General features: G+C 70.1%; 28 protein-coding genes and 3 tRNA genes. 17 read left to right on the top strand and 14 right to left on the bottom strand.

Annotated elements, in window-relative coordinates; translation table 11 throughout:
• Nucleotides 1-59: 59 nt before the first annotated feature.
• The 5 genes from ACVBD7_RS02595 to ACVBD7_RS02575 all read right to left on the bottom strand — a co-directional run bounded on the left by ACVBD7_RS02595 (nt 60) and on the right by ACVBD7_RS02575 (nt 4,612).
• The gene (locus ACVBD7_RS02595; RefSeq protein WP_458095965.1) at nt 60-1,625 is read right to left on the bottom strand and encodes a hypothetical protein; all 1,566 of its coding nucleotides are present in this window, start codon (nt 1,623-1,625) and stop codon (nt 60-62) included.
• Between the two features lie 134 nt (nt 1,626-1,759).
• Nucleotides 1,760-2,926: a glycosyltransferase 61 family protein gene (locus ACVBD7_RS02590; protein ID WP_458095964.1), complete on the bottom strand. Its 1,167-nt coding sequence runs from the start codon at nt 2,924-2,926 to the stop codon at nt 1,760-1,762.
• Between the two features lie 140 nt (nt 2,927-3,066).
• Nucleotides 3,067-4,254 (bottom strand): elongation factor Tu, encoded by a 1,188-nt coding sequence (gene tuf, locus ACVBD7_RS02585; RefSeq protein WP_458095963.1) that lies wholly within the window; start codon nt 4,252-4,254, stop codon nt 3,067-3,069.
• Between the two features lie 139 nt (nt 4,255-4,393).
• Nucleotides 4,394-4,467 (bottom strand) — tRNA-Gly (locus ACVBD7_RS02580).
• A gap of 62 nt (nt 4,468-4,529) precedes the next feature.
• Nucleotides 4,530-4,612 (bottom strand) — tRNA-Tyr (locus ACVBD7_RS02575).
• A gap of 344 nt (nt 4,613-4,956) precedes the next feature.
• Between ACVBD7_RS02575 and rlmB the strand changes: the two genes are divergently transcribed.
• The 3 genes from rlmB (at nt 4,957) to ACVBD7_RS02560 (ending at nt 7,043) form a co-directional block, all read left to right on the top strand.
• Nucleotides 4,957-5,895, top strand: a complete 939-nt coding sequence (gene rlmB / locus ACVBD7_RS02570) for a 23S rRNA (guanosine(2251)-2'-O)-methyltransferase RlmB (protein WP_458095962.1) — start codon at nt 4,957-4,959, stop codon at nt 5,893-5,895.
• Complete coding sequence (locus ACVBD7_RS02565; protein WP_458095961.1) at nt 5,892-6,671, top strand: 2-keto-4-pentenoate hydratase; 780 nt, start codon at nt 5,892-5,894, stop codon at nt 6,669-6,671. Before rlmB ends, ACVBD7_RS02565 begins: the two co-directional genes overlap by 4 nt.
• Nucleotides 6,672-6,779: 108 nt before the next feature.
• Nucleotides 6,780-7,043, top strand: a complete 264-nt coding sequence (locus ACVBD7_RS02560) for a hypothetical protein (protein ID WP_458095960.1) — start codon at nt 6,780-6,782, stop codon at nt 7,041-7,043.
• A 281-nt stretch (nt 7,044-7,324) separates the two neighbouring features.
• Here the strand turns inward: ACVBD7_RS02560 and ACVBD7_RS02555 are convergent.
• Nucleotides 7,325-7,399 (bottom strand) — tRNA-Thr (locus tag ACVBD7_RS02555).
• Between the two features lie 211 nt (nt 7,400-7,610).
• Between ACVBD7_RS02555 and ACVBD7_RS02550 the strand changes: the two genes are divergently transcribed.
• The 12 genes from ACVBD7_RS02550 (at nt 7,611) to phnN (ending at nt 17,641) form a co-directional block, all read left to right on the top strand.
• Nucleotides 7,611-7,808, top strand: coding sequence for a hypothetical protein (locus ACVBD7_RS02550; RefSeq protein WP_458095959.1), 198 nt, complete (start codon nt 7,611-7,613; stop codon nt 7,806-7,808).
• Nucleotides 7,809-8,058: 250 nt separating this feature from the next.
• Nucleotides 8,059-8,229: a hypothetical protein gene (locus ACVBD7_RS02545; RefSeq protein ID WP_458095958.1), complete on the top strand. Its 171-nt coding sequence runs from the start codon at nt 8,059-8,061 to the stop codon at nt 8,227-8,229.
• 75 nt (nt 8,230-8,304) lie between these two features.
• On the top strand, nt 8,305-10,503 hold the full coding sequence (gene uvrB, locus ACVBD7_RS02540; RefSeq protein WP_458095957.1) for an excinuclease ABC subunit UvrB: 2,199 nt from the start codon (nt 8,305-8,307) through the stop codon (nt 10,501-10,503).
• Between the two features lie 65 nt (nt 10,504-10,568).
• Entirely contained in the window at nt 10,569-11,333 is a 765-nt protein-coding gene (phnF, locus tag ACVBD7_RS02535; protein WP_458095956.1) for a phosphonate metabolism transcriptional regulator PhnF, read from the top strand.
• Nucleotides 11,333-12,499 carry an alpha-D-ribose 1-methylphosphonate 5-triphosphate diphosphatase gene (locus ACVBD7_RS02530; protein WP_458095955.1) on the top strand — a complete coding sequence of 389 codons (1,167 nt, stop codon included), beginning with the start codon at nt 11,333-11,335 and terminating at the stop codon, nt 12,497-12,499. Before phnF ends, ACVBD7_RS02530 begins: the two co-directional genes overlap by 1 nt.
• Nucleotides 12,496-13,011, top strand: a complete 516-nt coding sequence (gene phnG / locus ACVBD7_RS02525) for a phosphonate C-P lyase system protein PhnG (protein ID WP_458095954.1) — start codon at nt 12,496-12,498, stop codon at nt 13,009-13,011. Before ACVBD7_RS02530 ends, phnG begins: the two co-directional genes overlap by 4 nt.
• Complete coding sequence (gene phnH / locus ACVBD7_RS02520; protein WP_458095953.1) at nt 13,008-13,622, top strand: phosphonate C-P lyase system protein PhnH; 615 nt, start codon at nt 13,008-13,010, stop codon at nt 13,620-13,622. The genes phnG and phnH overlap by 4 nt, the downstream gene beginning before the upstream one ends.
• Before the next feature lie 3 nt (nt 13,623-13,625).
• On the top strand, nt 13,626-14,735 hold the full coding sequence (locus ACVBD7_RS02515; RefSeq protein WP_458095952.1) for a carbon-phosphorus lyase complex subunit PhnI: 1,110 nt from the start codon (nt 13,626-13,628) through the stop codon (nt 14,733-14,735).
• Entirely contained in the window at nt 14,732-15,580 is an 849-nt protein-coding gene (locus ACVBD7_RS02510; RefSeq protein ID WP_458095951.1) for an alpha-D-ribose 1-methylphosphonate 5-phosphate C-P-lyase PhnJ, read from the top strand. Before ACVBD7_RS02515 ends, ACVBD7_RS02510 begins: the two co-directional genes overlap by 4 nt.
• Nucleotides 15,577-16,365, top strand: a complete 789-nt coding sequence (phnK, locus tag ACVBD7_RS02505; RefSeq protein ID WP_458095950.1) for a phosphonate C-P lyase system protein PhnK — start codon at nt 15,577-15,579, stop codon at nt 16,363-16,365. Before ACVBD7_RS02510 ends, phnK begins: the two co-directional genes overlap by 4 nt.
• Nucleotides 16,362-17,078, top strand: a complete 717-nt coding sequence (gene phnL, locus ACVBD7_RS02500; RefSeq protein ID WP_458095949.1) for a phosphonate C-P lyase system protein PhnL — start codon at nt 16,362-16,364, stop codon at nt 17,076-17,078. The genes phnK and phnL overlap by 4 nt, the downstream gene beginning before the upstream one ends.
• Entirely contained in the window at nt 17,075-17,641 is a 567-nt protein-coding gene (gene phnN, locus ACVBD7_RS02495; RefSeq protein WP_458095948.1) for a phosphonate metabolism protein/1,5-bisphosphokinase (PRPP-forming) PhnN, read from the top strand. The genes phnL and phnN overlap by 4 nt, the downstream gene beginning before the upstream one ends.
• Before the next feature lie 293 nt (nt 17,642-17,934).
• On the opposite strand, the gene phnE (ACVBD7_RS02490) is transcribed toward phnN, so the two are convergent.
• The 5 genes from phnE (ACVBD7_RS02490) to ACVBD7_RS02470 all read right to left on the bottom strand — a co-directional run bounded on the left by phnE (ACVBD7_RS02490) (nt 17,935) and on the right by ACVBD7_RS02470 (nt 22,553).
• Nucleotides 17,935-18,798, bottom strand: coding sequence for a phosphonate ABC transporter, permease protein PhnE (gene phnE, locus ACVBD7_RS02490; protein ID WP_458095947.1), 864 nt, complete (start codon nt 18,796-18,798; stop codon nt 17,935-17,937).
• Nucleotides 18,795-19,664 carry a phosphonate ABC transporter, permease protein PhnE gene (phnE, locus tag ACVBD7_RS02485; protein WP_458095946.1) on the bottom strand — a complete coding sequence of 290 codons (870 nt, stop codon included), beginning with the start codon at nt 19,662-19,664 and terminating at the stop codon, nt 18,795-18,797. Before phnE (ACVBD7_RS02485) ends, phnE (ACVBD7_RS02490) begins: the two co-directional genes overlap by 4 nt.
• A gap of 78 nt (nt 19,665-19,742) precedes the next feature.
• Nucleotides 19,743-20,660: a phosphonate ABC transporter substrate-binding protein gene (phnD, locus tag ACVBD7_RS02480; RefSeq protein WP_458095945.1), complete on the bottom strand. Its 918-nt coding sequence runs from the start codon at nt 20,658-20,660 to the stop codon at nt 19,743-19,745.
• 28 nt (nt 20,661-20,688) lie between these two features.
• Nucleotides 20,689-21,498, bottom strand: a complete 810-nt coding sequence (gene phnC / locus ACVBD7_RS02475) for a phosphonate ABC transporter ATP-binding protein (RefSeq protein ID WP_458095944.1) — start codon at nt 21,496-21,498, stop codon at nt 20,689-20,691.
• Between the two features lie 74 nt (nt 21,499-21,572).
• Nucleotides 21,573-22,553 (bottom strand): Bug family tripartite tricarboxylate transporter substrate binding protein, encoded by a 981-nt coding sequence (locus ACVBD7_RS02470; protein WP_458095943.1) that lies wholly within the window; start codon nt 22,551-22,553, stop codon nt 21,573-21,575.
• Nucleotides 22,554-22,812: 259 nt separating this feature from the next.
• Between ACVBD7_RS02470 and ACVBD7_RS02465 the strand changes: the two genes are divergently transcribed.
• A complete protein-coding gene (locus ACVBD7_RS02465; protein ID WP_458095942.1) occupies nt 22,813-23,709 on the top strand; it encodes a YihY/virulence factor BrkB family protein in 897 nt (298 codons plus the stop codon).
• 40 nt (nt 23,710-23,749) lie between these two features.
• On the opposite strand, the gene ACVBD7_RS02460 is transcribed toward ACVBD7_RS02465, so the two are convergent.
• Complete coding sequence (locus tag ACVBD7_RS02460; protein WP_458095941.1) at nt 23,750-24,715, bottom strand: SAM-dependent methyltransferase; 966 nt, start codon at nt 24,713-24,715, stop codon at nt 23,750-23,752.
• A complete protein-coding gene (locus ACVBD7_RS02455) occupies nt 24,673-25,038 on the bottom strand; it encodes a DUF423 domain-containing protein (RefSeq protein ID WP_458095940.1) in 366 nt (121 codons plus the stop codon). The genes ACVBD7_RS02460 and ACVBD7_RS02455 overlap by 43 nt, the downstream gene beginning before the upstream one ends.
• 179 nt (nt 25,039-25,217) lie before the next feature.
• Here ACVBD7_RS02455 and ACVBD7_RS02450 point away from each other — a divergent pair, with 179 nt between their 5' ends.
• A complete protein-coding gene (locus ACVBD7_RS02450) occupies nt 25,218-26,270 on the top strand; it encodes an amino acid ABC transporter substrate-binding protein (RefSeq protein ID WP_458095939.1) in 1,053 nt (350 codons plus the stop codon).
• Between the two features lie 7 nt (nt 26,271-26,277).
• On the opposite strand, the gene ACVBD7_RS02445 is transcribed toward ACVBD7_RS02450, so the two are convergent.
• Nucleotides 26,278-26,427, bottom strand: coding sequence for a hypothetical protein (locus ACVBD7_RS02445; protein WP_458095938.1), 150 nt, complete (start codon nt 26,425-26,427; stop codon nt 26,278-26,280).
• Nucleotides 26,428-26,456: the final 29 nt, after the last annotated feature.

Genomic DNA, 26,456 nt, shown 5'->3' with positions numbered 1-26,456 from the left:
CATGCCCCGGGTTGTCCGTGCCGCGGCAGGGCTTGTCCAGCCCTGCCGCCGGCGAGCGGTCAGGCCTGCGCCGCCTCCGGTGGCGGGCATTCCGGGCGAATCGCAAGCCGGCCCGCCAGGGCACGCCGCAGCGCATCCTCCAGCCCCCAGAGCGCCAGGGAGAAACGCTGGTGGTTCGCGGCCCTGACGTCCCCGGGCGGCAGTTCGTCTACGGCGCGCGGGTCCATGTCGATGGCGGAGGCGTCGTCGAGATAGGAGCGGTTCGAGGTGGCGCTGGCGACGTGGTAGACGATGGTCGGCCGCTGCAGCAGCCATGAGGAAACCTGCGCCCCCGTGCCCTGGGTTGTGAGCGCGAGATCGCAGCGCGCGAGATCGGGCACCTTGGCGAGGGAGGAGCGGTCGAAGATCCGGACCTGCTCGCCCAGCGGCACCTCAAGCCCCTCGGTGATCGCCGCGATCATCGCCTCAATCCGTTCCATCACGACGACATCCTTCGGCCCGGGTTCGCCTGGCACGGTCCATCCATCCCACACGACTTCGAGGACGGTGTCCTCCGCCGCGCAGGCTTCGCCGAGCTTGCGGAGGATAAAGCGAAAGGCCTCCACCGCGTTGAGGACGCGCTCCCGCTCGGCATCCAGCGAGATCATCACGCGGTACCGCCGCCCGTCCCGGGCCGCGGCCGCCTCCAGCGCGGCCGAGATCACCGGGGCGAGGCGCCGTCGCAGCCAGGCGGCATCGGGGTGGATGTTGAAGCGATAGACGCGATGGGCATCCAGCCCGTCGGCGAGGATCGTCTCCATCAGCCGCTCGCTCCGCACCCTGAGCCGCTCCAGCGGCGCCAGGGCCGGAAAAATCTCGAACGGGTCCATGGCGCAGAGGTCGGACACCTCCACCAGCAGCCCGCCCCTGCCGGCAAAGTCCAGAACCGCCGCCTCCTCCACGTCGAGATAGGCAAGGCTCTGGCGGACGAAGTGGCTGGGCCGGTTGTCGCCCAGGACGAAAGCCCGGCGGAGCCCCCCCGCCCGCGCCCGCCGCAGCCATTCCGCCCAGAGGCGCGGCCGGCTGGTGAACTGGTCGAGGAAGGCGCGCAGCACGGCCGGGATGAACAGCACGAAATTCGTCAGGACGGTGAAAAGGTTCTCGGCCGGGTACAGGATGCCGACGGGCATGTAGCCGATGCCGATGAACACGATCAGCCGCCCATCATCCAGGCAGGGCGTGACCTGGTACTGCGCGATGGTGACGCTGCCCAGGATCGTCGCCTCCCCGCCCGAAAGCGGCGACGGGATGCGGCGATCCCCCTCATGCGCCAGAAAGGCGGTATTCAGTGCCTTGTAGTGGGCGATCCAGGTCTTGTGTCGGTAGGCCCGGTGGATGCGCTGGTGCAGCTTCCTGTCCCGGGCGTGAGGACCATTCCCGGGCCCTGCCGGATCGAAAACGTTCAGGATCTCGCAGCCACTGGTGACGGCATGGCCGCCGAAGCTGCGATCCGTCGGACCACCGCGATAGCGGAAATGCCGAAGATCCAGGCCGGTGAGGTCCGAGAGCTCGCGGGCCGCCTCGACATCCCGGGGATCTGCGATGCGCACCGGCTTCGGCGCCCCGTCCGTCCCGGCCTCACCCATCGCAGCCGTGCCCTGCAATCACCCGCACCCCGCAGCCCTGTGAGGCCGGAGCAGCCGCCCGGCCCGAACCCTGTCGCGCCGATATGGACCCGCTAGGCCAGCCCCTCAACAACCCACGGGAACCGGGGCTCCGGTCAGAGCAGCGGATAGCCGTCCAGTGCGCCGTCGAGGAGGGCGACGTTGCGCAGGCATTCGGCGATCGCCTCCACATCCCCTTCCGAGGCCCCGAGCCGCCGGCGGCGGTGGCGGCGATAATTAATCCAGGTCGTGACGTCCGCGATGCAAGCCGCCCTGTAATCCTCGACATTCCAATGCGGGGCGAGGTCCAGTCCGAGCTCCTCCGACAGCGCCGGCAGCAGAAGCACCGGGTCCAGCACCATCAGCCCGTTGCTCACCTCGAACCCGCGCCCGTCACGACGGGTGCCGCAGATATGGCCATCCATCGCGTTGATCCAGCTCACCCGCGGGGCTCGCCGCGCCAGCACGCCCGACGCCATCCGCCCCTTCGGCCGGCGCAGGAGGACGCCGACCGGGGTCGTGATCCGCCCCAGCAACTGCAGCCCGTGCAGCGCCGATCCCTCGGAGAACAGCAGCCGGCCGGCATTCTGGTAGAGCCGGACCTGCTCCGCGACCGTCAGCGTCTCGGGATGCACGACCAGCACGCCCGCCGCAGCCAGCACGCCGTCCAGATAGGTCTCGCCCGCGATGCGCCCCATCAGGCTGTCCGTCCGGAATCGCCCGCGGGAGACGTAGACGGTGGTCGCTTCCAGGGATGGGTCGTGCTGCCGCCTGACCGTGCGGTCGAGCAAGTCGAGATAGGTTTTCTCGGGCGGCGGGCCGTTCATCCGCTCGGCCTGGGGAAGCACATGCAGTGTGCCGACCCGGACCGGCTCCTCCACCAGCACCACCCGGTCCCGCTCCACGCCGAACTGCTCGAGAATGCCCCAGAAGAAGGTGGGGACCATCGCTGCCTGCCCAGGGGCCACAGAGAAGAGCAGCGGCAGGCCCGGCAACCCATGCGCCGAGACGGCGATCCGCATGCCGAAATCCGTGATGGCATGTCCGAAATGCGTGCAAACCGGCCCGCACCACACCGCTTCGGGCAGAAACGCATCGACCGATTCTGGCGGGTCGGGCTGGCTGTCGAAAGGGGTGGGCTCGCGGTCGCGGCAGTGGCGCGCCAGGAGCTGCGACGAGAAGTCCGGCCATAAAGGGCCGCCCTTGAATTCGAAGGGGGCAGGCTTGCTCAGGATCGCGGCGGTGGGCGTAACAACGACGTTCCGGAAAGATATCGTATCCATCGTGCCACGATAGCAGCCCGGCCTTGCCCTTCCGTCAACAATCGGACCGGCGGCTCACACCGGCGCCGGCCCCAAAAGAGAAGGGGCGGGCCGCCTTCCGGCAGCCCGCCCCCGTTTCGCATCCGCCTGACGGCGAAAGCTTACTTCTCGATGCTCGCGACGACGCCGGCGCCGACGGTGCGACCACCCTCGCGGATGGCGAAGCGCAGGCCCTGGTCCATGGCGATTGGCGCGATCAGCTCGACCGTCATCGCCACGTTGTCGCCCGGCATCACCATCTCCACGCCCTCGGGCAGCTGCACCACGCCCGTCACGTCGGTCGTGCGGAAGTAGAACTGCGGGCGGTAGTTGGTGAAGAACGGCGTGTGGCGACCGCCCTCCTCCTTCGTCAGGATGTAGGCCTCGGCCTTGAACTGCGTGTGCGGCGTGATCGCGCCCGGCTTGCACAGCACCTGGCCGCGCTCGACGTCCTCGCGCTTCGTGCCGCGCAGCAGCGCGCCGATGTTGTCGCCGGCCATCCCGCTGTCCAGGAGCTTCCTGAACATCTCGACGCCGGTCACCGTCGTCTTCACGGTGTCCTTCAGGCCGACGATCTCGACCTCCTCGCCCACCTTGACGATGCCGCGCTCGACGCGACCGGTCACCACCGTGCCGCGGCCCGAGATCGAGAACACGTCCTCGACCGGCATCAGGAACGGCAGGTCAACCGCGCGCTCCGGCTGCGGGATGTAGGCGTCGACCGCCTCCATCAGCTTCAGGATCGCCTGCTCGCCGATCTCGGGGGACTTGTCCTCCAGCGCCATCAGCGCCGAGCCCTGGATGATCGGGATGTCGTCGCCCGGGAACTGGTAGGAGGAGAGCAGCTCGCGCACCTCCATCTCGACCAGCTCCAGCAGGTCGGGGTCGGCCATGTCCACCTTGTTCAGGAACACGACCAGCGCCGGCACGCCGACCTGGCGGGCGAGCAGGATGTGCTCGCGCGTCTGCGGCATCGGGCCGTCGGCCGCCGACACCACGAGGATCGCGCCGTCCATCTGCGCCGCACCCGTGATCATGTTCTTCACGTAGTCGGCGTGGCCGGGGCAGTCCACATGCGCGTAGTGGCGGTTGGCCGTCTCGTACTCGACATGCGCGGTCGAGATCGTGATGCCGCGCGCCCGCTCCTCGGGGGCCTTGTCGATCTGGTCATACGCCGTGAAGGACGCACCACCCGACTTCGCCAGGATCTTCGTGATCGCAGCCGTCAGCGACGTCTTGCCATGATCCACATGGCCGATCGTGCCAATGTTGCAGTGCGGCTTCGTCCGCTCGAACTTCGCCTTCGCCATTCGCGTATCCAGTCCTGTCCCGTTCAGGGGCCGGAAGGCCCCCCGCCCGCCGGTGGGGCTGTGTTGATCGCTATATGGTGTCGGAAGTGGCCCGTATCAGGCCGTCCTGCCGCCGCGGCGCGGCCCCGCTGAGCGGGGTTGGAGCGGGTGACGGGAATCGAACCCGCACAGCCAGCTTGGAAGGCTGGAACTCTACCATTGAGCTACACCCGCCCACCGACACCGCGCGCTCCGCGCCTGACGGGCCAGCACGGGGCTGGCCGGGATGGGACACATGGAGGGGGTTGGATTCGAACCAACGTAGGCGCAAGCCAGCGGATTTACAGTCCGCCCCCTTTAGCCACTCGGGCACCCCTCCACAGGGTGTCCCCGACCCTGACGGGCGGGAGCCGGCGGACTATCCGAGAAGCGCCGGGGCTGTCAACGTGATGCACCCGCGAAGCGCGACGGCACCGCCCCTATTTCTTCATCCAGGGCCGCCGGACGCCGCCAGCGCATTTGCCCTGGGCGAAGCCCGCGCTCTACAGGATCGCCATGTCCCCGCCCCGCAGGCCGCACGGCCCCCGCCCCCCGCAATCGAACGCCGGCACCGGCCCCGCGAATGGCCCCAATAACGGCCCCGGCAATGGGCCCCGGTCCGGTGCGCCCGCCCGGCCCCGGGCCTTCGACGGCAAGCGAGGGTGGAAAGGCGGCGAGCCCGCCGTGGAGGAAGCCCCTCGCGGCCGGGGCGCCCCGTCCGGCCCCAGGGCACCGGGCAAGCCGCCCGCCCCGTTCCGCCAGGCCCGTTTCGCCGCCCGCGCCGATGCGCCGCCGGAACCGGGCGGCCGCGGCCCCCGTCCCGGTCCCCAGCGCCCGCCGGAGGGCCCGCGCCCGCGCCCCGAGATCTCGCGGCGCGAGGAGGACCGCGCGCCCGCCAACACGCTCTGGCTGCACGGCCTGCACGCGGTGGCGGCCGCCCTGCAGAACCCGCGCCGTCGCCTGCGCCGCCTGCTGGTGACCGCGGATGCTGAGGCTGCCCTGCGCGAGCGTCTGCCCGAGGACATCTTCGCCACCCGCAAGATCCAGCCCGAGCGGGTGGAGGATCGCGCCCGCTTCCACACCTTCCTGCCAGAGGATTCCGTGCACCAGGGCGCCGCGCTCCTCGCCGAGCCGCTGCCCCAGCTGCAACTGGACGACGTGCTGAAGACCTCCCCCGGCCCCGTGTTGCTGCTCGACCAGGTGACGGACCCGCGCAATGTCGGCGCCATCCTGCGCTCAGCCGCTGCCTTTGGCGCCGCCGCGGTGGTCGTGCAGGACCGCCATGCCCCGCCCGAGACCGGCGCCCTGGCCCGTGCCGCCTCCGGCGCGCTGGAGATCGTGCCGATGGTGCGGGAGGTGAACCTCTCCCGCGCCATCCGACACCTTCAGGACGGCGGCGCCTGGGTGCTGGGCCTGACCGGCGACGCCACCCGCACCCTGGCGGAAGCCAAGCCCACCGATCGCCGCGTCGGCCTGGTGCTGGGCGCTGAGGGCGGCGGCTTGCGCCGGCTGCAGCGCGAGACTTGCGACGAGCTGGTGCGCCTGCCGATCGGCACCGCGATGGAGAGCCTGAACGTCTCCGCCGCCGCCGCCGTGGCGCTCTACGAGCTCGGCCGCGCATGACCGACGCGCCCGCCGACGGTCTGGCCGAACGCATCCTCGCCGAGCGCCGGGCCGCGCGCGGCCTTCCCGATCTTGGTGCGGACGCCCCGGCCGACCTCGCGGCGGGCTACGCCCTGCAGTTCCGCCTCGCCCGCGCCCTGGGCGCCGTGCCGCCCGCGGGTTTCAAGATTGGCGCGACGGCCAAGGGGATGCAGGCCTATCTCGGCCTGGACCATCCCTGCGCCGGCTTCTGCCCGGCCGAGGGCCTGCACGAGCGCGAAGGCCGGTTCCGCCTCGCCGCCCTCCGCCGCGCCGGGGTGGAGTGCGAGATCGGGATGCGCCTCGGCCGCGACATCGCCTATGGCGAGCACAGCCGCGAATCGGTGGCCGAGGCGGTGGAGCACGTCTTCGCCGCGATCGAGGTGGTGGAGGATCGCTACGGCGATTTCCGCGCGGTCGGCGCGCCCGCGATGGTGGCGGACCAGCTGTTCCATGCCGGCGCCGTGGCCGGTGCCCCCGCCTCGGGCTGGCCAGGCCTCGACCTGCCGGCCGCCCGCGGCCAGATCTTTGTGAATGACGGGGGGCGGGCCGAGGGCACGGGAGCGGAACTCCTGGGCCATCCGCTGGACGCGCTGGCCTGGCTCGCCGCCTCCCCGGCGGCCGAGCTGTTCGGCGAGCTGCGGGCGGGCCAGCTGGTGTTCCTCGGCTCCGTCACGCCGGTGATCTGGCTGGACGGCCCTTGCACGGTCACGGCACGCTTCGATCTGCTGGGCGAGGCGGTGGCGCATTTCGCCTGATGCGCACCCCGCGGTGACGGAGGGTTAACCCTTTCCGGGCAGATTGCCTCTGCACCCGCGAGGGGCCCCCCCGCGCCAAGAAGGCTTTCCGGAGAAGGAAATCCTTCGATGCAGTCCGCCCCGCGCCACCCCGCCCATGCCACCGTCGTCCCGAGCACCTGGCACTCCCTGCCGGACGATCTTCAGCTCACCCTGTCGCGCGAGGCGCTACGCCGGGCGGCCGAGACCCTGGCCGAACATGCCGAGCTGCTGGCCTCCGAGATGGATTCGGGCACGCTCCTGGATCAGGGCGGGCCGGAAGCCCTGCGCCTCTTCGCCTCCGTCGTACGCGCCACCAACCGTGATGGATTTGCCACCGTCGGCACCGCCTGAGGCGGCGGCGTCAACGCGGCATTTCTCGCCGAAAACTCCGTCGCCCCCTGGACATGCTGCACTGCAACATCCACCTTTGGAGCAGGGATAGGGAGGAACAAGGCAAAAGGCGCCATCCCATGTTTATCCTGTCTGCCATTATCCTCGGCGGCCTCGTTGCCGCGCAGCTGACCGCCCGCCTCGCACAGAGCCATTTTGAGGAATTCCGGGGTCTGCCGCACCTCCACCAGGAGGGCTGATCGCCGCCGCCGCGCTCCGGGATCTTCCCGGGCGCGGCAGGCTGGTGCCGGGTGAGGGGATCGAACCCCCGACCTTCGGTTTACAAAACCGCTGCACTACCGCTGTGCTAACCCGGCATATCGCTGGCCAGAGCCGCTTCTCTGACGTCCGTCACTCTCTCCCGGAACAACTAACCCGGGGTTTGTGCCGGCATCGTCTCGGGTTCGTGCCGAACGGGGTCCATCCTACCCGGGCTGCTTGCAGGCGGGAACCCCGCCATCGTGACTGGAACTAAACAAGAACAGTCGGCACAGTCCCAGTCCCGAATCGCTCGCCAGGTACCGCCCGATGCTCAATCACCTCTCCTCCCTCCCCGCCCCCTTCCGCACGGGACCTGCATGGGCGGAGATCGAGCGTATCTGGGACGGCCTGGATACGGATTACCGGAAGCAGCTTCTCGCCACTGCCCGGGCCCTTGCCGAAGCCAGTGGCCGGGTTCCGCCGGCAGCGCCCGTCGATGATCGCCAGCTCGTCCTTCCCTGCTGAGAGGGCGACGGCACGGCGAATCTGGCCGAAGCCGCCTGCGAAGGTCGCTTGGTGGCCGGTGTGAGGTTTCCCCCTCGTGGAAAGCCGTCCGACTTAGCGGTTCCCCAATCCTCCCTGGTTAAACTTACCAGCGACTCTTCATTGTTTGAGGCTTGGAAGAAGGCTTGCGATGCCAGTCCCGTCCATAGCTCCTCTGGCATCCGCTTTCCTAGCTCAGAGAAGCGGATGCCCGGCCGAACTGTCTATCGGAATGGACGAGTTGCTTCAGGAGATGATCGCGCTCAGCCACAGCCACCACCATGCGATGGCGATTTACGCGTTCAATCTGGCGACGACCTTGGACGAGGCCAGAGCTGCGGTTGCTCAGTTTTACGAGCTCGGGGACTTCCTCAGGGCAGAACCGGCTCCCAAGCCGCTGTAGCGTCCTGAGCCGGGCCATAATGCGCGCCCGAAAAGGGCTGCAACCCGCCCCCGTCCACCCTATGTTCTCCGGGCCATGGACACCCTCCCGTCGACCCTCTTCCACCCCAACCGCCGGCCTGTCCCGGCGGGCGGGAAGGCCCTTACGGTTGTCTCCCCCTACGAGCCCGCCGGCGATCAGCCGCGCGCGATCGAGGAGCTGGTGGAAGGGCTGAAGCAGCGGAGCGAGCGCGACCAGGTGCTGCTCGGCGTCACCGGTTCGGGCAAGACATTCACCATGGCCAAGGTGATCGAGGCAGTGCAGCGCCCGACCCTCATCCTCGCGCCGAACAAGACGCTGGCGGCCCAGCTCTACGGCGAGATGAAGTCCTTCTTCCCCGAGAACGCGGTGGAGTACTTCGTCTCCTACTACGACTACTACCAGCCCGAGGCCTATGTGCCGCGGACCGACACCTACATCGAAAAAGACGCTCAGATTAACGAGCAGATCGACCGCATGCGCCACTCCGCCACCCAGGCGCTGCTGGAGCGGCGGGACGTGATCATCGTCGCCTCCGTCTCCTGCATCTACGGCATCGGCTCGGTCGAGACCTACGGCAATATGACCGTGAAGCTCGAACTCGGCGGCAAGATCGAGCGCGAACTGCTGCTCAAGGCGCTGGTCGAATTGCAGTATCGCCGCAACGACACCGCCTTCCAGCGCGGCACCTTCCGCGTGCGCGGCGAGACGGTGGATGTGTGGCCCTCCCACCTGGAAGACCGCGCCTGGCGCATCTCCCTGTTCGGGGATGAGGTGGACGGCCTCCGCGAATTCGATCCGCTGACGGGCGAGGTGGCCGGCGAGATGGAGCGCGTGGCCATCTACGCGAACAGCCACTACGTCACGCCCCGCCCGACGCTCATCCAGGCTATCCGCGACATCAAGATCGAGCTGCGCGAGACACTCGCTCGCCTCCATGCCGAGGGCAAGCTGCTGGAGGCCCAGCGGCTGGAGCAGCGCACCACCTTCGACATCGAGATGATGGAGACGACCGGCGTCTGCAAAGGCATCGAGAACTACTCCCGCTACCTCTCCGGCCGCGCCCCCGGCGAGCCGCCGCCGACGCTGTTCGAATACCTGCCCGAAGGCGCGCTGCTGATCGTCGATGAAAGCCACGTCACCGTCGGCCAGATCGGCGGCATGGCGCGCGGCGACTTCGCGCGCAAATCCGTGCTCGCCGATTTCGGCTTCCGCCTGCCCTCCTGCCTCGACAACCGCCCCCTCAAATTCGAGGAGTGGGAGCAGTTCCGCCCGGAAACCGTCTTCGTCTCCGCCACCCCCGGCGCCTGGGAGATGGAGCGCACCGGCGGCACCTTCGCCGAGCAGGTCATCCGCCCCACCGGCCTGATCGACCCTCCCGTCGAGATCCGCCCCGTCGAGCGCCAGGTGGACGACCTGCTGGCCGAGTGCCGCGAGGTCATCGCCCAGGGCGGCCGCGTGCTGGCCACCACGCTCACCAAGCGCATGGCCGAGGACCTGACGGAGTACATGACGGAGACGGGCATCAAGGTCCGCTACCTTCACTCCGACGTGGACACGCTGGAGCGCATCGAGATCATCCGCGACCTCCGCCGCGGCGTCTTCGACGTGCTGGTGGGCATCAACCTGCTGCGCGAAGGCCTGGACATCCCGGAATGCCGCCTCGTCGCCATCCTCGATGCCGACAAGGAGGGCTTCCTCCGCTCCACCACCTCGCTGATCCAGACCATCGGCCGCGCCGCCCGCAACGCCGAGGGCCGCGTCATCCTCTACGCTGACCGCAGGACCGACAGCATGCGCCGCGCGATCGAGGAGACCGACCGCCGCCGCGCCAAGCAGGTGGCCTACAACACCGAGCACGGCATCACGCCGCAGACGATCAAGCGCGACATTTCCGACGTGCTGCAATCCGTCTACGAGCAGGATTACGTCACGGTCGAAGCGGTCGAGAACGATCCCAGCGCCAACTTCATCGGCCACAACCTGCGCGCCAGCATCGCCGAGATGGAGCGCCGGATGCGCGCCGCCGCCGCCGACTTGGAGTTCGAGACCGCCGCCCGCTTGCGCGACGAGATCAAGCGGCTGGAAGCCCTGGAGCTCGGCCTCGACGCCCCGCCCCCCTCCGGCCACGAGGCCCGGGCCAAGGCGGATTGGAAGCCCAAGCCGCTCGGCCCGGGAGGCGGCGGCTATGACCCGGACAAGCGCTCCACCCGCACCGCCAGCCGGGGGGCGCCCAGGCGGAAGAAAGCCGGCTGATTCCATAACCGGATTGTCATCTTAAAGTCATTCGAACGAATCGCAGGGCGGCGTAAGCTGCCCCTGTGACAGACTCATCCCCCACCCTCCCGAGCTGGCGCGACGTGCAGGAGGCCCTGACCGCGGAAATCCGCGCGGGCCGCCTCGCCCCCGGCCAGCGCCTGCCCACTGAGCCGGCGCTGATGGCCCGGTACGAGGTCGGCCGCCATAGCATCCGCCGCGCCGTCGCCGAGCTTGAGGCGCGCGGGCTGGTCCGCACCCGGCAGGGCAGCGGCACCTATGTCCGGGAAGCCCCGGTCCTCGACTACCGCCTCTCGGACCGCACCCGCTTCTCCGAGAACCTGCTGGACCAGGGCCGCGAGCCCTCCGGCGTTTCCCTTCTCGAGCGCGAGCTGCCGGCCCCGCCCCATGTGGCCGACGCCCTGCACCTGCCGCCCGGCGAGCCCGTGCACAACATCCTCCGCCTCAGCATGGCCGACGGCGTGCCCGTGAACGTCGCCGACGCCTTCTACCCCGTGCGGCGCTTCCCCGGGATGATCGAGGCCCGGCGGTCGGACGACCGGGTGACCACCATCCTCGCCCGCTACGGCGTGGCCGATTACCGGCGCCTGAGCAGCGCCGTGCTGACACGCCTGCCCACGGCGGAGGAGGCGCGCTGGCTCGACCAGTCCGCCGCCGCCCCCGTGCTGGTGGTGCGAAAGGTGGATGCCGACCTGGCCGGCATCCCCATCGCGTTCTCGGAAACGGTCTGGGCCGGGGAGCGCGTGCAGCTCTCGGTCGACCATGCGCGCCCGGATGCGGGCGCGGGCTTGAATGGGGATGAAGCCTGATGTGGATCGCTGATCTCCGGCTGGTGCTGCCGGATCGTGTCGTGCCGCGCGGCGCCGTGCGGATTGAGGACGGGCGCATCGCCGAGGTGGTAGAGGAAGCCGGCCGCGGCCCCGCCGCCAGCCTCACCCTGATGCCTGGGATCGTGGACCTGCATGGGGACATGATCGAGAAGGAGGTGGAACCGCGCCCCGACTGCGCTTTCCCCCTCGATGTCGCGGTGGCCAACCTCGACTCCCGCCTCGCTGCCGCCGGCGTCACCACCGCCTATGCCGGCGTCTCCTTCGCCGAGGGCAAGAAGGGCCTGCGCAGCGAGGAGCGGGCGGGCGAGCTGGTGGAGGCCCTGGCCCGCCTGCGCGGCCATGCCCGCACCGATCTGCGCGTCCATGCGCGCTTCGAGGTCAGCAACGTCCGCGCCGAACCCCTGATGCGGGACCTGCTGGCGCGCGGGATGGTGGACATGGTGTCCCTCACGGACCACACGCCCGGCCAGGGCCAGTACCGCAACGTCGAGCAATACGTCGCCTATTACAGCCGCACGCAGAACCGCACGGAGGAGGAGGCGCGCGCCCGGGCCGAGGCCCGCATGGCCGCCCCGCCCGCCTGGGAAATCGCCCGCGCCGTGACGGAACTGGCCCGCGCCCAGGGCCTGCCCATCGCTTCCCACGATGACGACACCCCCGCCAAGGTGGCGCTGATGCGCTCCCTCGGCGCCACCATCTCCGAGTTCCCCGTCACGATCGAGGCGGCCGAGGCCGCGCGCGAGGCGGGCATGCTCACGCTCATGGGCGCTCCCAACGCGCTCCGCGGCCGCAGCATGACCGGCAACATCACCGCGCTCTCGGTCCTCCAGGCCGGCCTGCTGGATGCGCTGGCGGCCGACTACCACCAGGGCGCCATGCTCCCCGCCGTCTTCGCCTGGGTGCGCGAGGGCCATCTGCCCCTGCATGCCGCCATCGCCCTGCTGACGATCAATCCCGCCCGCGCCGCCGGGCTGGACGACCGCGGCGCCCTCGCCCCCGGCCAGCGCGCCGACCTCGTGCTGCTGGACGCCTCCGAGGCCCCCGGCGCCCCGCCGCCCCGCGTGCGCGCCGTGTGGCGCGACGGCCGGATCATCCACTCCGACGGCTGGACGTCCGCCGCGATGCAGGTGGCGGAGGCCGCATGACCGCGATCACCGACATGCAGCCCGCGAACGACGGCGCGCGTCGCCGCGCGGACGACGCGGCGCGTCGCCTCCCGGACGACGCGGCGCGTCGCCGGTGGATGGGCATCCTCGCCCGCGCCGGTGCCGCGCGCATCGAAGCCCGCCTGGCCGCCGCCCCGTCCCTCCCCACCCATGCCCGCCTGCGCGGCCCGGAAATCGGGCTGGTGATGGTGCGCGGCCGCGCCGGCGGCGATGGCGGCCCCTTCAACCTCGGCGAGATGACCGTCACCCGCTGCGCCGTGCGGCTGGAGGACGGCACGGTCGGCCACGCCTATCACGCCGGCCGCGACAAACGCGCCGCCGAGCTGGCCGCCGCCCTCGACGCCGCCCTGCAGGACCCCGTCCGCCGCCCCGCCTTGCTGGAGGCCGTGGTCGACCCGCTCGCCGCCGAGCAGGAGGCCGCCCGCGCCGCCGAGGCCCGCAAGGCCGCCGCCACCCGCGTGCGTTTCCTGGCCATGGAGACTACCCGATGAGCGGCCTCGTCCCCGGCTTCGCCGATCCCGTCGCCGACGCGCAATCCAGCTTCCGCGCCGTGCTGGAAGCCATGTCCCGCCCCGGCCGAGTGCAGCGCCTGCTCGCGCCCCCTGCCCCGCCCGCGCCGCTCCTGCCCGCCGCCGGCGCCGTGCTGCTGGCGCTTGCGGATGCCGAAACCCCTCTCCTGCTCGATGCCGGGTCGGACGCCGAGGAATGGGCCCGCTTCCACGCCGGCTGCCCCATCGTCACCGACCCCGCCGAGGCCGAGTTCGCGCTCGCCACCGGCACCCCACACGCCCTCGCCGCGCTGAACCCCGGCACGGATGAGGACCCGCACCGCTCCGCCACGCTGATCCTGCAGGTGGATGGGCTGGAGGAGGGCCAAGGGGCGGGCACCGGCTGGCGCCTGACCGGCCCAGGCATCGAGCACGAGCACCGGCTGCAGGTGCAGGGCACCCCAGCGGACTTCCTCGCCCAATGGGCCGCCAACCGCGCGCGCTACCCGATGGGCGTGGACGTGATCCTCTGCGCCGGGGACCGCATCGCGGCCCTGCCGCGTGGAACCGAAATCGCGGCCCTGCCGCGCAACACCGCGATCGAGGAGGGCTGAGCCATGTATGTCGCGGTGAAAGGCGGCGAGACCGCCATTGCCAACGCCCATGCCTGGCTGGCCGAGGAGCGCCGCGGCAACCCCGCCGTGCCCGAGCTCGGCACTGACCAGGTGGCCGAACAGCTCACCCTCGCGGTCGATCGCGTGATGGCCGAGGGCTCCTGCTACGACTCCGACCTCGCGGCGCTGGCCATCAAGCAGGCGCGCGGCGACCTGATCGAGGCCGTGTTCCTCCTCCGCGCCTACCGCACCACCCTTGCCCGGTTCGGCGCCAGCGCACCGGTCGAGACGGGCGCCATGGCCGTGCGCCGCCGCGTCTCCGCCACCTACAAGGACCTGCCCGGCGGCCAGGTGCTCGGCCCGACCTTCGACTACACGCACCGCCTGCTGGACTTCGCCCTCGCCGCCGAAGGCGAGGTCCCGGCCCCCGCTGCCGAGACCGACCCCGGCGAGGACGCCGCCTTCGGCCGCGTCACCGCGCTGCTGGCGGCGGAGGGCCTGATGGCGCCCGAGATCCCCTCCGAGGAGGAGCCGGTCGACGTCACCCGCACCCCCACCACCTTTCCCGCGACCCGCGCGCTGCGCCTGCAGCGCCTGGCCCGCGGTGACGAGGGCTTCCTGCTGGGCATGGCCTATTCCACCCAGCGCGGCTACGGCAACAACCACCCCTTCGTCGGCGAGCTTCGTCAGGGCAGCGTGGCCGTGTGCTTCACCCCGCCCGAGCTCGGCTTCGAGATCGAGATCGGCGAGATCGAGCTCACCGAGTGCCAGATGGTGAACCAGTTTCACGGGTCCCGCAGCGAGCCGCCGCAGTTCACCAGGGGTTACGGCCTCGTCTTCGGCCGCACCGAGCGCCGCGCCATGGCGATGTCCATCGTGGACCGCGCGCTGCGGGCGCAGGAGCTGGGCGAGGACATCGCCGCCCCCGCGCAGGACGAGGAATTCGTCCTCTCGCATTCCGACAACGTGGAGGCCACCGGCTTCCTCGAGCACCTCAAGCTCCCGCACTACGTGGATTTCCAAAGCGAGCTGGAATCCGTCCGCGCCATGCGCCGCATGCAGCGCGAGGCAGCCGAGACGCCTCAAGACGCGATGAAGGAGGCTGCCGAATGAGCGGCTACAACTTCGCCTATCTGGACGAGGCGACGAAGCGGATGATTCGCCGTGCCCTCCTCAAGGCGGTCGCGGTGCCAGGCTTCCAGGTGCCCTTCGGTTCGCGCGAGATGCCGCTGCCCTATGGCTGGGGCACCGGCGGTATCCAAGTGACGGCGGCGGTGATCGGCCCGGAGGACACGCTGAAGGTCATCGACCAGGGCGCGGACGACACCACCAACGCCGTCTCCATCCGCCGCTTCTTCGCCCATGTCGCGCCGGGCCTGCGCACCACCGAGCGCACCACGGAGGCAACGGTGATCCAGACCCGCCACCGCATCCCAGAGACGCCGCTGCAGGAAGGCCAAATCATGGTCTACCAGGTGCCGCAGCCCGAACCCCTGTTCAAGCTGGAGCCCCGCCGCGCCGAGACGCGCCGCCTGCACGCGCTCGCCGATTACGGCCTGATGCAGGTGAAGCTCTACGAGGACATCGCGCGCCACGGCCGCGTCGCCTCCTCCTACGACCACCCGGTGATGGTCGGTGGCCGCTACCTCATGGCCCCCTCCCCTATTCCGTCCTTCGACAACCCGAAGATGCACCGCTCGCCCGCGCTCCAGCTCTTCGGCGCCGGCCGCGAGCGCCGCCTCTACGCCGTGCCGCCCTACACCGAGGTGCGCAGCCTGGACTTCGAGGACCACCCCTTCGAACCGATGCGCGCCAAGGGCCATTGCACCCTCTGCGGCTCCGGCACGAGCTACCTGGACGAGGTGGTCACCGACGACCGTGGCGGCCGCATGTTCGTCTGCTCCGACACCGACTACTGCGGCACCCGCCAGTCCGCCCTCAAGGAGGCCGCGGAATGACCGACCCGCTGAACGACCGGCCGATCCTCACCGCCCGCGGCCTGGACCTCTCCTTCGGCCCCGTCCGCGCGCTGGACGGCGTGAACATCGACCTCTGGCCCGGCGAAGTCCTTGCGATCGTCGGTGAATCCGGCTCCGGCAAGTCCACTCTGCTGCGGGCGCTGGCCGGCGAGATGCGCCCCGATGCCGGCACCGTCACCTACCGCGCCCCCGATGGCACCGAGCGGGACGTCCACAGCATGACGGAGGCCGCCCGCCGCCGCCTGGCGCGCACCGAATGGGGCTTCGTCCACCAGGACGCGCGCGACGGCCTGCGCATGGCCGTCTCTGCCGGCGGCAATGTCGGCGAGCGGCTGATGGCCGTGGGTGATCGCCACTACGGCAACATCCGCGAGGAGGCCGCGCGCTGGCTCGAGCGTGTGGAAATCCCCCGCTCCCGCATCGACGACGCCCCGCGCCTCTTCTCCGGCGGCATGCGCCAGCGCCTGCAGATCGCCCGCACCCTCGTCACCCGCCCGCGCCTGGTCTTCATGGACGAGCCTACCGGGGGCCTCGACGTCTCCGTGCAGGCACGCCTGCTGGACCTGATCCGCGCCCTGGTGGCCGATCTCGGCATCGCCGTGATCCTCGTCACCCATGACATTGCCGCAGCCCGGCTGCTCGCGCACCGGCTGGTGGTGATGCGCCACGGCCGCGTGGTGGAGGAAGGATTGACCGACCGCGTGCTCGACGACCCGCGCCACCCCTACACCCAGCTCCTCGTCTCATCGGTGCTCGCGGCATGACCCCCTCACAGAAAAGCTGGACCCTGAAGGCCGAGAACCTGGCCAAGGACTTCACCCTGCACCTGCGCGGCGGTGTCACCATCCCCGTGCTGCGCGATGCGGCGCTGGAGGTCGCGCCAGGCGAATGCGTTGCCCTCTCCGGCCCGTCCGGCGCCGGCAAGTCCACGCTGATGCGCCTGCTGCACGGCAATTATGGCGCGGATGGCGGCACCATCCTCGTCCGCGGACGCGACGGCGCCATCACCGACCTCGCCACCGCCCCGCCACGCGCCGTCATCGCGCTGCGGCGTGAGACGCTGGGCTATGTCTCGCAGTTCCTGCGCGTCATTCCCCGCGTGCCCACGCTGGAGGTGGTGTCCGAACCCCTCCTCTCCCGCGGCGTGGCACCCGACGAGGCCCGCACCCGCGCCTCCGCCCTCCTCCGCCGCCTGAACCTGCCCGAGCGCCTGCACGGCCTGCCCCCCGCCACCTTCTCCGGCGGCGAGCAGCAGCGTGTGAACCTCGCCCGCGGCTTCGTGGCCGACTTTCCGCTGATGCTGCTGGACGAGCCCACGGCCAGCCTCGATGCCGCCAACCGGGAGGTCGTCATCGCCCTCATCGGGGAAGCCAAGGCTCGCGGCGCCGCCCTCGTCGGCATCTTCCACGACACCGAGGTGCGGGACCGTGTGGCCGACCGCGTTCTCGAGGTCGCGCCGCTCCGGGACGCCGCGTGACCGGCGTGCTCGTCGCGGTCGTTGGTCCCTCGGGGGCCGGCAAGGACACGCTGATGGACGCCGCGCGCGCCGCCCTCGAAGGCGATGCGCGCGTGGTCTTCCTCCGTCGTGCCATCACCCGCCCCGCCGAGGCCGGCGGCGAGGACCACCTCCCCCTCACCCGCGAGGCCTTCCTCGCCGAGCGTGACGCCGGCCGCTTCGCCCTGTGGTGGGAAGCCCACGGCCTCCTCTATGGCATCCCGCGCGACGCGCTCGATTCCGCCCTCGCCGCCGGCCGCACCGCCGTCGCCAACCTCTCCCGCCGCGCCCTGCACGATGCCGCCGCGCGCTACCCCCTGCGCGTGCTCGAAATCACCGCCCCATCCGAGGTGCTGGCCGCGCGCCTGGCCGCTCGCGGCCGCGAGGACGCCGCCGATGTCGCGCGCCGCCTGTCGCGCGAGGTGCCGCTACCCGCGGGCCTGCCGGTCGATCGGGTGATAAATGACGGCACGGTGGAAGCTGGTGCCGAGCGCGTCCTGCTCGCGCTTCGGGGCGTTCGGAAGAACGCGGTTTCAGCCGTCTGATCTGCGTCGCTCGCAGGGGGCTTGCCCGCTTCACTCCAGGACGAACGCGAAGCGTTTGTCCCGCACTGGGGACCCGGCAGGGTCCCCAGACCCCAGCGTCAAGGCTGCCGCGGATACCATAATCGAACGCGCGCCTTTGAGTTCACAGGCGGCGCGAACGGCCATGTCCCACACCGAGGCTCATTGGGCCTGGGCGAGCCGCCAGCCCCGCATTCGGTGGCAGTCCGTTAGAAAAAGATGAGGGAGGTCCAGGAGGGAGAACTCCTTCTTCCTCCTGGGGCCACCCGCCCGCCTCACCCCGCCAGCGAAGCCCGCAGCCGCCCCGACACCGCGTCGATCGCCACGACGGTGACGAGGATCAGCAGCACGATGAAGGAGACCACGCCCCATTCGAGCGTGCGGATCATCTCCGACAGCATCAGCCCGATCCCGCCCGCGCCCACGATGCCGATGATGGTGGACGACCGTGTGTTGCTCTCGAACATGTACAGCACATGCCCGGCCATGACAGGCAGCACCGCCGGCAGCACGCCGAAGCGGATGCCCGCGAGCTTGCCGCCACCCGAGGAGGTCACCCCCTCCACCGCCTTCCGGTCCGCCGCCTCGATCGCCTCGGAGAACAGCTTGCCGAACGTGCCGATATCGCTCGTCATGATGGCCAGCACGCCCGCGAAGGGCCCGAGCCCGACGACGCTCACCCAGATCAGCGCCCAGATCAGCGCGTCTACCCCGCGAATGCTGTCGAGCATGCGGCGGGACAGGAAGTGCACGATGCGGCCGATGGAGGTGTTGCGCGCGGCCAGGAATCCCAGCGGCAGGGCGATAACCGCGGCCAGCAGCGTACCTAGGAAGGCGATGGCCAGCGTCTCCGCCAGCCCGCGCAGGATCAGCATCGCCCGAGACCAGGTGCCGGGATCCGGCGGGATCATCATCCCCAGGAAGTGCACCAGCTGTGCGAAGCCGCCGGCGATGCGCCCGGGCGAGAACTCCAGCCGCCACAAGCCGAAGCCCAGCAGGCCGATGGCCAGCGCCAGCACCGCTAGCGTGCGTACCCGCGCGGCTGTGACGCGGCGGAACACCTGCGGATGGCGTGCGGCAAGGCCCGGCAGATCGGCCAGAGCGGCCTGGCGCAGGGTCATCGGGCTGGCGGCGCTCATGCGGTGCGCTCCATGGCGCCAATCAGGCGGTGGCGCAGGCGCTCCGTGCCCAGGTCGATCAGCATGACGGTCACGATGATGAGCAGCAGGATCGCCGAGATGTCGTTGTAGTAGAACTTGCGGATCGCCTCGATCAGGTCCTGCCCGATCCCGCCCGCGCCGACGAAGCCGAGCACCGAGGCCTGGCGCACATTCACCTCGAAGCGCAGCAGCGCGTAGCTGGCGAAGTTGGGAAGCACCTGCGGCACTGCCGCGAAGCGCACCACCTCGGCCCAGGAGGCGCCGGCGGCGATGGCGCCATCCACCGGCTTGCGGTCGATGTTCTCCACCACCTCGGAGAACAGCTTGCCCAGCGCGCCCATACTGTGGATGGCGATCGCCAGCACGCCCGGCACCGGACCGAGCCCGAAGGCGATGACGAAGATCAGCGCGAAGACGATATCGGGAACGGTACGGCAGAACTCGAGAAAGCGCCGCGCCGTGCCGCGCAGCCAGGGATTGGCCACCAGATTGGCGGAGGCCACGAAGGAGAGCAGGAACCCTCCCACCGCGCCGAGCGCCGTTCCGACATAGGCGATCAGCAGCGTGTCGAGGAGGAGCAGCCCCCACTTCTTCCAGCCCCAGAACCACTCGCCCGGATCGGTCCAGACCCGGCCACCGCCGCCCTCCAGCGCAGTCAGACGGTCGAAATAACCGAAGAAGCCGCCGAGATGATCCCACAGCCGCCCGAGATCCACCTCCGCCACCCGCCCCGCGAGCAGGGCAAGGGCGGCGACGGCAAGGGCAAGCAGCAGGGCGCGGCGGCGCGGGCCGCGGCCGGCCTCGCGGTATCCGTCCAGCAGCTCCGAGAGGCGCTGGTCGGGCAAGCGTGTGAGGGTACTGGCCAGGGGACGGGTTCCCGAAAGGCCCACCGCCTGCCCGTGGGCCGCGGCGGGCAGCAGCCGCTACTGGCGGCGGCGCAGGTTGTCGACGAAGCGGTTCAGCTCGATGATCGGGTTGTAGGCGGCGTTGTCCACCGCCACGAGCGGACCCTGCTTGCCCTCGTAGATCGCGTCGAAGGCGCGCTTGTCGGCAGTGGCGAGCTCCAGCACCGCCGTGCGGATCGCGGCCTTCAGCTCGTCCGGCATCGCGTTCAGATAGGCAAGCGGCGAGTTCACGATCTGCTCGGACTTGAAGATCGTGCGGAAGTCCTCTGCCTTCACCATGCCCTTGCGCGCCATGCGAAGCAGGTTGCTCTCCTGCTCGTCGTTCCACCAGTTGGCGCACATGTCGACCGTGCCCTGGTTGAGCGCGATCACCGCGTTCTCATGGCTGCCGGTGTACACCACGCGCCCGAAGAACTGTTCCGGCACGATGTTCATCGTGTTCAGCGCGAAGCGCGGCACGTTGTTGCCCGAGGTGGAGTTGGGATCCACCAGGCCGAGGTTCTTGCCGCGCAGATCCTCGATCTTCTGGTACGGGCTGTTCGCCTTCACGTAGAACACCGAGTAGTAGCCCTTGGTGCCATCGAGATTGGTCTCGATGGCAAAGGCGGTGATCTGCGAGCCCGTCATCAGCGCGCGCGCGAAGGAGGAGGGGCCGTAAGAGGCGATGTGGATGTTCCCCGCCCGCTGCCCTTCGATCACTGCCGCATAGTCATTGGCGATGCGCAGCGTCACCTTCGTGCCCAAGCGGCGCGAGAGGTACTCGATGAAGGGGCCGTAGCGCTCGGTCACGCCCGAAGCGTTCTCGGCCGGGATCACCGCGAAGACGATCTCGGGATAGCGGCTGGCCCAGGGCGTGGCGCCCTGCGCGCGGAGAACGGACGGGGCGGCGAGCATGGCGCCCGCGGCGCCGATCAGGGCGCGACGTTGCATGGACATGGAAGATGTCTCCGTGAGAGCGGGTGATTCAGGCGTTGATGAGGAAGGGCGTGACGCGCGGCGCCGCCTCGGCCGGGCGCGCGGCGGCATCCATCACCTCGCCCGCCTCCAGCCCGTAGAGTTCGCGTGCCGCCGCTTCGTCCAGCGCATCGGGCGGGCCGTCGAAGACCAGCCGGCCGGCAGAAAGGCCGACGAGCCGGTCGCAATAGTTCCGCGCGATATCCAGCGCGTGCAGGTTGCAGAGGATGGTGATGCCGTATTCCCGATTGATGCGCGCCAGCGCATCCATCACCACCCGCGTGTTGCGCGGATCGAGCGAGGCGATCGGCTCATCGGCCAGGATGATGTCGGGCTGCTGCACCAGGGCGCGGGCGATCGCCACGCGCTGCTGCTGCCCGCCCGAAAGATGTTCGGCCCGCTGCGCCGCAAGGTCGGCGATATCCAGGCTCTCCAGCGCTGTGAGAGCGATGGCGCGGTCCTCCTCGGACCACATCCGCAGCAGCGAGCGATGGGCCGGCACCTGGTTCAGCCGTCCGACCAGCACATTGGTCAGCACGTCCAGCCGGCCGGAAAGGTTGAAGCCCTGGAAGATCATTGCGCAGCGCGCCCGCCAGTCGCGCAGAGCGCGCCCGCGCAGCGCTGTCACATCGGCACCGTCCCACAGCACGCGCCCGGCGGTCGGGTCCGCCAGGCGGTTCACCATGCGCAGGAAGGTGGACTTCCCCGCGCCGGAACGCCCGATGACGCCCACGAAGGCGCCCCGCGGCACCTCGAGGCAGAGGTCGTCCACCGCGACCCGGTCGCCGAAGCGCCGCGTCAGTCCTTCGATAATCAGCATGGGGCGCGGCTTACCCTGCCCTGGCTGACCTCCAGATGATGGAACGGTGAAGGATCAATGACAGACCGGGCGGGTCAGCCGTCCAGCCGCACATCCGCGTTCCGTGCCACCTCCCGCCATTTCGCGATCTCCGCGCGCACGAAGGCATTGGCCTCCGGCACCGTCTGCGGCGCGGGAGTTCCGCCCACGGCGACCATCCGTGCCGCGAAGGCGGGATCGCGCAGCAGCGCCGTCACATCGGCATTGATGCGCGCGACGATCGGCTCCGGCGTGCCGGTGGGAACGCAAAGCCCGGCCCAGCCGATCGCCTCGAATCCCGGAACCGTCTCGGCGATTGCGGGCACCTCGGGCAGCTGCGTCGCCCGCGTGGCCGAGGTGACGCCGAGCGCCTTGATCCGCCCGCCCCGGATATGGGGCAGCGCGCTCGCCACGCTGTCGAACATCAGCGGGATGTTGCCCGCCAGCAGGTCCGCCATGGCCGGCCCGCTGCCGCGATAGGGCACATGGGTCAGCTTCGCGCCCACCCGGCTGCAGAACAGCTCCGCGGACATGTGCTGCGACGTGCCCGGCCCACCGGACCCGTAGGTAATGCCGCCCGGATCCGCCTTCGCCGCCGCGACCAGCGCCGGCACGTCGCTCGGGGCGAAGGAGGGATGCGCCACGATCATCAGCGGCACGGTGAACATCAGCGTGGCGTAGGTGAAGTCGCGCTCCGCATCATAGGGAAGGTTGCGGATGACGCTGGGGTTGATCCCGTTCGTGCCGCTGGTGGAGACGACGATCGTGTAGCCGTCCGGCGCCGCGCGGGCGCCCGCCTCCGTGCCCACCACCCCGGCCCCGCCGGCACGGTTCTCCACCACCACGCGTTGCGGCCATTTGGCCGAGAGCCCCTCGGCCACCAGCCGGGCGATGGTGTCTGAGGCCTGTCCCGGCGGGAAGGGCATGAGGATCCGCACCGGGCGCGCCGGCCAGCTATCCTGAGCCGTCGCGCCGCGAAAGGCAGGAAGGGCCAGCGCCGCGCCAAGCATGGCGCGGCGGCCGAGTGAAGATGTCATGGCGTGTCCTTCCGCGTCCGTTTGCGGGGGATACGAGCAGCCGCAGGATCGAGCAAGCTTCGGAAACCAAGTAGACCCGCAGCACAACAATGTTGCGTTCAACAGACCTCTTGCCCCCGGGGCCGAACGCCCCGGTCCTCATCCCTCGCACAGTTGGCTCTAAGCCACACCTCGCGAAGCTTCGCCGCATGCCGGGCTTCCGCTGAAACCCGCCCCCTCGCTGCTGCCTTGTAGCGGCAGCGCAACCAGGGGTTACAACATGTTCGGGCGCGCATGGCGGCTCATCAAGGATGCCCTCTCGGGCTTCGTGGAGCATGAGGCGATGACGCGGGGTGCCGCGATTGCCTGCTACACCCTCTTCTCGATCGCACCGCTCCTCGTCGTCGCGGTGGCCATCGCCGGTTTCTTCTTCGGCCGCGACATGGTGAGCGAGGCTGTCTCCGCCCAGCTCACCGGCCTTGTCGGCAAGGAGGGCGGGCAGGCGATCGAGGCTGTCATGAAGGGCAGCTCCCATGAGGACGGTGCCAGCAAGGGCTTCGCCGCCCTGATCGGCTTTGGCGTGCTTTTCGTCACAGCCTCCGGCGTGTTCGGGGAACTGCAGGGCGCGCTGAACGTCATCTGGCAGGCCGAGGCCAAGCCGGTCTCCGTCACCGCGCTGGTCAAGGCACGCGCCCTCTCCATGGGCCTGGTCGGCGCCACCGGCTTCCTGCTTCTGGTCTCGCTGATGATCAGCGCCCTGCTCTCGGCCTTTGGCGGCTGGATCACCGGCTTCCTGCCCGCCGTGGAAATCCTGCTGAAGGTGCTGAACTTCATCGTCGGCCTCGGCCTCGTCTCCCTCCTCTTCGCGGCGATCTACAAGATCCTGCCAGACCGCCACCTCGCCTGGCGCGACGTGGCAGTGGGCGCCGTGATCACCGCCTTCCTGTTCAGCATCGGAAAGACGGCAATCGGCTGGTATATCGGCGGCTCCGGCATGGCCGAGAGCTACGGCGCGGCCGGCGCGCTGATCGTGGTGCTGGTCTGGGTGTACTACTCCGCCCAGGTCTTCCTGCTCGGCGCCGAGTTCACCCGGGCCTGGGCCGCGCGCGAAGGCGCCTGGAAGGGCCACTTGCCCCTGCGCAGCGCGCCCAACCCGATTGGCGCCGACGCGCCCTAAGCGGACGCGCGGTTCCGCACCGTGCCGTACGGCGCCACCCTCAGCGGGGCGCCGGCGTCACCGGCCAGACAAACATCAGTTCGTGCTTGTTGTACGTCCCATGGAACAAGGCCCCATCGGGGATGGCTGCAAAGCTGGCGGCCGTCTCGTGATCCGTCTCGCCCTGGAACTTGACGGTGACGCAGATATTCCGCGCCGCCCCCGCATCCTTCCAGCGCCGCACCAGCGCCAGCAGCCGCGCCGGGTAGCAGATCACGTCGCTGAACAGCCAGTCGACCGGATAGGGGTCCAGCCCGAAGGCGCTCTCCCGCCGCACCGTCACGTTCGGCAAGGCGGCCACACCCGGGTCCATCTCCGCCTTGTCCACCGCCGTCACCTCGGCGCCCAGCTGCGCCAACGCCCAACTCCAGCCGCCCGGCACCGCCCCGAGATCGAGGCATCTCTCCCCTGCGGCGGGCCAGCGTCCCAGCCGGGTCAGTGCCTCCCACAGCTTCAAATAGGCGCGGCTCGGCGGTCCCTCCCGGTCCTCGATGAAGACGGGCGCACCGTTCACGAAGGGACTGCTCTTGCTCGGGCTCGCCAGCATCCGGTCCGTCGCCAGCAGCGTCCAGGCGCCGAGATGTGACGCGGGCGGCAGCTGCGGAAAGGCGATCGGCTTCGGCCGCAGCACCGGCAGCGCATCCCGGATCAGCGCGGCCCGCCGATGATGCGCCACATCCAGCAGCGCCCAGTTGCGCTGGATCGCCCGCAGCGCATCTGCCCCAGCCTTGATGGATGGCACCAGAATCTCCCGCGGCGCATCCCACACGTCCAGCGCCCAAGGCGTCGCATTCGGCACCTCGGGTATCGGATCGGGCGAGAGAGCAAGCGGCCCGTGCCACCCACTGATCCGCCGCCCCGCCCGGCGCAGGTCCTCGGTCAGCTCCGGCTCGAACCCCTCGGCCGCCAGATAGGCGGAGCCGATCATGCCCGGTGCGTGATGGCGGAGAGCGCCAGCAGCAGCCATCCCAGCATCAGCAGCATTCCCCCGGTCGGGGCCACACGGCCAAGGCTGTTGCCGGTCACGGCCACGTACCAGACGGCGCCGCAGAACAGCACCATCCCCGCCAGGAAGGCCGCCCCTGCTCCATTCGCGGCCCAGCCGCCCCACCGGTCCGCCAGGATCCCGGCCGCGATCAGCGCCAGCGCGTGCCAGCCCTGCTGCGTCAGCGCGTTGTCGATCATGCGGGTGCGCGCCGCATCCAGCGCCAGCCCATGGGCTGCATAGGCGGAAAGGCCGACGGCAAGCAGCCCGGCCAGGGCACCGGCCGCGATCAGGAAACGGGACATGCCCCAGGGGTTAGCAGACCTGGTGCTCACGCGGGAAGCACTGGCCGGATGTCGCACCTGTGCCGTCCTGCAGGGCAGCACCACGTCCGGCCTCTCCGCCCTGGGTTGCGCGGAACGTCGGCGTAACGCTTGCTTCGCGGCTCCCGCCGCGGACTCGGGGCGGGGACGGGGAGAGAAGCATGGCTGGAACGACGGTGCGGCGCGGCCGCTGGATGGGCGCCGCCCTCGCGGTACTTGGCCTGGTGCTTCCGGCAGTCGCGGAGGCGCAGGGCGTCGCTGCCGGGCCGACCCTGTCCGCCGTGCGCGGGCGCGGTGCCCTCGTCTGCGGCTCCAACACCGGCTCCGCCGGCTTCGGCGCGCCGGACAGCCAGGGCACCTTCCGCGGCTTCGACCCGGATATCTGCCGCGCCATTGCCGCCGCGATCTTCAGCGACGCCAGCAAGATCCGCTTCGTCCCGCTCACCAGCCAAACGCGCATCCCCTCACTCCAGTCCGGCGAGGTAGACGTCGTCGCCCGCACCTTCACCTGGACCATGTCGCGCGAGGTGGTCGCCGGGCTGCAATTCGGCCCCACCGTCTTCTTCGACGGCCAAGGCTTCATCGTGAAGCGTTCCGCCAACCTGCAGCGCGCCGCCCAGCTGGATGGCGCGACGATCTGCGTCAGCGCGGGATCGACCAACGAGCTGAATCTGGCGGACTGGGCGCGTGCCAACAACATCACGATCCGCCCACTGGTCTTCGAGCAGAACGAGGACGCCCGGAAAGCCTACGAGTCCGGCCGCTGCGACAGTTACACCTTCGATGCCAGCCAGCTCGCCGCCTTCCGCAGCACTTTTCCGAACCCGGCCGAGCACGTGATCCTGCCGGACATCATCAGCAAGGAACCGCTGACCATCGCCATCCGCAAGGGTGACCAGCAATGGTACGACATCATGCGCTGGACCATCTACGCGCTGATGCTGGCCGAGGAATTGGGCGTCACCCAGGCAAATGCCGAGTCGATGGTGAACAACCCCAACCCCGACGTACGTCGCCTGCTCGGCGGCACTGGCGACTTCGGCCCGGCTATGGGACTCGATCGCCGCTGGGCGCTCAATGCGATCCGTGCAGTCGGCAATTACGGCGAGATCTTCGAGCGCCATCTCGGCCGCGGCACGCAGATCGGGCTGGAGCGCGGCCTGAACAACCTGTGGAACCGCGGCGGCCTGATCTACGCTCCGCCCATCCGCTGAACGGCGGTCAGGAGCCCTTGCGGAGGGTGCCCGCAACAGCGGCCACCGCAAGGGCGCCGAGCAGCGCCCCTGCCATGACATGAGTGGCAAGAATGGCGCCCGCATGCAGCCCAAGCAGGGCGTTGCCGGGGTTCAACGGGTTCGGCGGCAACAGCATCACAGGCGCTCCATCAGGACGCGGCGGCC

The sequence above is a fragment of the Roseomonas sp. WA12 genome (assembly GCF_054165765.1).
Note: the sequence above shows the minus strand (reverse complement) of the source record. Positions and strands in the feature narration are given on the sequence as shown.

Bases quoted from the DNA above. Each gene is read 5' to 3' on its own strand.
- phnK (WP_458095950.1), top strand. From the start codon at position 15,577: ATGACCGACCCGCTGAACGACCGGCCGATCCTCACCGCCCGCGGCCTG.
- ACVBD7_RS02450 (WP_458095939.1), top strand. From the start codon at position 25,218: ATGGCTGGAACGACGGTGCGGCGCGGCCGCTGGATGGGCGCCGCCCTC.
- ACVBD7_RS02545 (WP_458095958.1), top strand. From the start codon at position 8,059: ATGGACGAGTTGCTTCAGGAGATGATCGCGCTCAGCCACAGCCACCAC.
- phnD (WP_458095945.1), bottom strand. From the start codon at position 20,660: ATGTCCATGCAACGTCGCGCCCTGATCGGCGCCGCGGGCGCCATGCTC.
- phnC (WP_458095944.1), bottom strand. From the start codon at position 21,498: ATGCTGATTATCGAAGGACTGACGCGGCGCTTCGGCGACCGGGTCGCG.
- ACVBD7_RS02460 (WP_458095941.1), bottom strand. From the start codon at position 24,715: ATGGCTGCTGCTGGCGCTCTCCGCCATCACGCACCGGGCATGATCGGC.
- ACVBD7_RS02470 (WP_458095943.1), bottom strand. From the start codon at position 22,553: ATGACATCTTCACTCGGCCGCCGCGCCATGCTTGGCGCGGCGCTGGCC.
- ACVBD7_RS02595 (WP_458095965.1), bottom strand. From the start codon at position 1,625: ATGGGTGAGGCCGGGACGGACGGGGCGCCGAAGCCGGTGCGCATCGCA.
- ACVBD7_RS02560 (WP_458095960.1), top strand. From the start codon at position 6,780: ATGCAGTCCGCCCCGCGCCACCCCGCCCATGCCACCGTCGTCCCGAGC.
- ACVBD7_RS02510 (WP_458095951.1), top strand. From the start codon at position 14,732: ATGAGCGGCTACAACTTCGCCTATCTGGACGAGGCGACGAAGCGGATG.
- ACVBD7_RS02550 (WP_458095959.1), top strand. From the start codon at position 7,611: ATGCTCAATCACCTCTCCTCCCTCCCCGCCCCCTTCCGCACGGGACCT.
- phnH (WP_458095953.1), top strand. From the start codon at position 13,008: ATGAGCGGCCTCGTCCCCGGCTTCGCCGATCCCGTCGCCGACGCGCAA.
- ACVBD7_RS02515 (WP_458095952.1), top strand. From the start codon at position 13,626: ATGTATGTCGCGGTGAAAGGCGGCGAGACCGCCATTGCCAACGCCCAT.
- ACVBD7_RS02465 (WP_458095942.1), top strand. From the start codon at position 22,813: ATGTTCGGGCGCGCATGGCGGCTCATCAAGGATGCCCTCTCGGGCTTC.
- ACVBD7_RS02590 (WP_458095964.1), bottom strand. From the start codon at position 2,926: ATGGATACGATATCTTTCCGGAACGTCGTTGTTACGCCCACCGCCGCG.
- phnG (WP_458095954.1), top strand. From the start codon at position 12,496: ATGACCGCGATCACCGACATGCAGCCCGCGAACGACGGCGCGCGTCGC.
- phnE (WP_458095947.1), bottom strand. From the start codon at position 18,798: ATGAGCGCCGCCAGCCCGATGACCCTGCGCCAGGCCGCTCTGGCCGAT.
- ACVBD7_RS02565 (WP_458095961.1), top strand. From the start codon at position 5,892: ATGACCGACGCGCCCGCCGACGGTCTGGCCGAACGCATCCTCGCCGAG.
- ACVBD7_RS02530 (WP_458095955.1), top strand. From the start codon at position 11,333: ATGTGGATCGCTGATCTCCGGCTGGTGCTGCCGGATCGTGTCGTGCCG.
- ACVBD7_RS02445 (WP_458095938.1), bottom strand. From the start codon at position 26,427: ATGCTGTTGCCGCCGAACCCGTTGAACCCCGGCAACGCCCTGCTTGGG.
- tuf (WP_458095963.1), bottom strand. From the start codon at position 4,254: ATGGCGAAGGCGAAGTTCGAGCGGACGAAGCCGCACTGCAACATTGGC.
- ACVBD7_RS02455 (WP_458095940.1), bottom strand. From the start codon at position 25,038: ATGTCCCGTTTCCTGATCGCGGCCGGTGCCCTGGCCGGGCTGCTTGCC.
- phnL (WP_458095949.1), top strand. From the start codon at position 16,362: ATGACCCCCTCACAGAAAAGCTGGACCCTGAAGGCCGAGAACCTGGCC.
- uvrB (WP_458095957.1), top strand. From the start codon at position 8,305: ATGGACACCCTCCCGTCGACCCTCTTCCACCCCAACCGCCGGCCTGTC.